The 328-nt window shown below is 45.7% G+C and carries 1 protein-coding gene and 1 tRNA gene (1 of these 2 cut by a window edge); both read right to left on the bottom strand.

The features are described 5' to 3' along the window. Window positions 1–51, bottom strand: a tRNA-OTHER gene (locus tag PGX78_RS09415); it reaches 68 nt to the left of the window's first position. Window positions 52–113: 62 nt separating this feature from the next. Then, a partial coding sequence (locus PGX78_RS09410) for a thiamine-binding protein (protein WP_270446706.1) occupies window positions 114–328 on the bottom strand: 215 nt, incomplete at its 5' end.

The following is a 328-nucleotide window of genomic DNA, read 5'->3' as shown; positions in this document are numbered from 1 at the left end:
ACCCCTAACGATTTAGCAAACCGTCCTCTTCAGCCTCTTGAGTACCACTCCATATACGCTGACTGGTTTAGTATACACTGGGAGCGGTTTCTCTGTCAAGCTGAGTGCCGGGGTTATTTCTTTAAAATATCTTCTACGGCAGCGACCTTTCGTGTCATCATGTTTGTATGTCCGGGACGAATGTCGGCTTTCATAATGACTTCTGTGCGAATTCCCTTTTCGGCGAAATGAAAGGTAGCTTTTTTAACAACGGACATGACTTCGTCCCATTCGCCTTCAATCTCCGTAAACATGGAGTTCGTACGGCTTTTTAAACCTGAGCGACGAA

It is taken from the genome of Megasphaera sp. AF13-6AC, assembly GCF_027685385.1.
Classification (GTDB): Bacteria; Bacillota; Negativicutes; order Veillonellales; family Megasphaeraceae; genus Megasphaera; species Megasphaera micronuciformis.
Note: the sequence above shows the minus strand (reverse complement) of the source record. Positions and strands in the feature narration are given on the sequence as shown.